1 protein-coding gene is annotated in these 1,612 nt (G+C 45.5%); it reads right to left on the bottom strand.

The features are described 5' to 3' along the window. Window positions 1–259: 259 nt before the first annotated feature. On the bottom strand, window positions 260–1,477 hold the full coding sequence (locus tag AC3WJN_RS25485) for an IS256 family transposase (RefSeq protein ID WP_007786554.1): 1,218 nt from the start codon (window positions 1,475–1,477) through the stop codon (window positions 260–262). Window positions 1,478–1,612: the final 135 nt, after the last annotated feature.

Raw genomic sequence — 1,612 nt, forward strand, 5'->3', positions numbered from 1 at the left:
TCACCCCAAGAAGGAGAAGTTTTCAAGCAACCACACACGAAAACTTTTCGAGGAAGGTGAAGTCACTTGTATATTCTGGGAATGTAAATTTTTTTGTGTAAATGGGTTTTTAACAGGTGAATGGCTACTTCAACGGCTTTACATGGAGGGGCGGGCATGATAGGCTCGTCAGCCATGCGATGCATGATTTACAGGCATCGCCCAATCGCAAAGAATCATGCCCGCAGAGGCTCCATGTCAAGCCGACCCAACAGCCCCTTTATGCGGACAGTTCCCCTTGCAAGCGGTCTCCAAAATGGATGGCCAGTTGCGATATACATTCTTTCCAACTTCGAAGGGGCATGGTCCATTTCTTTGAAGCCTCCATGGTTGCCAGATAGATGATTTTCCGTAAGGCATCGTCGGTTGGATACGCCGTTTTTGTTTTGGTGACCTTACGAAGTTGCCGATGATACCCCTCAATAATATTCGTTGTATAAATCATCTTACGGATTTCTGGGGGATAGCTGAAATAGGCGGTCAATTCAAGCCAGTTGCTTTCCCAGGAGCGAATAATGATGGGATACTTCTTCCCCCACTTGTCTTTGAACATAGCAAATGCTGATTCGGCCTCTTCCAGCGTAAGAGCTTGATAGACTTTTTTTAAATCTGCCAAAACGGCCTTTTCTTCCTTGAACGGTACATATTTCATCGAGTTGCGAATCTGGTGAATGACGCACAATTGAATCTGGGTTCTTGGGAACGCTGCGTTGATTGCTTCGGAGAAGCCCGCCAGTCCATCCTTGCAGGCAATCAAGATATCTTCTACACCACGACTTTTCAGATCTGTGCACACATTGAGCCAGAAGCTCGCACTTTCGTGCTCGCCGATCCAGATGCCCAAAATGTCCTTATGACCAGACATCGAAATGCCGAGAACGCTGTACGCTGCTTTGTTGACGATTCGATTTTCTTGACGGACTTTAAAATGGATGGCATCCAGAAACACGATGGGGTAAACCCGATCCAGCGGTCTGCATTGCCATTCTGCCACCATTGGCATAATCTTGTCGGTCACCTTGCTAACCATCGCAGGAGATACATCGATTCCGTACAGATCCTTCATGTGTTCCTCAATGTCTCGTGTAGACATTCCTTTGGCGTAGAGTGCGATAATTTGCTCCTCCAAGCCATTTGTGGTCGTTTCATGCTTCTTCACAATGTGAGGTTCAAATTCGCCGTTACGGTCACGAGGCACACGAATTTCTGTGTTCCCGAACTTTGTCTTCAGCGTCTTTTTACTATACCCATTCCGACTATTTCCTGAATGATCCCCATCGGTACTATGTTTGGTATAGCCCAAATGGTCATCCATTTCTGCTTCAAACAACTGCTGGATGGTGTCACGGAACAAATCTTTCAGCATAGTGTGCACGTCTTCGATGGTGCGGCAATCCTTCGCTAACTCCTTGATCGTCATGTCTCTTTTGTCTTGCATAAATGATCATCTCCTTAATGGGAAGTTTAACCATTTACACAAAACTTTTTACGCTCTCTATATTCTCCAGCCATCACTTTTTTCCTTTGAGGAACTGCAAAAACTTGAATCGAAAGAACGTCTGCCCTTATTTTT

This window comes from Brevibacillus sp. FW306-2-1A-C05A (genome assembly GCF_058781555.1).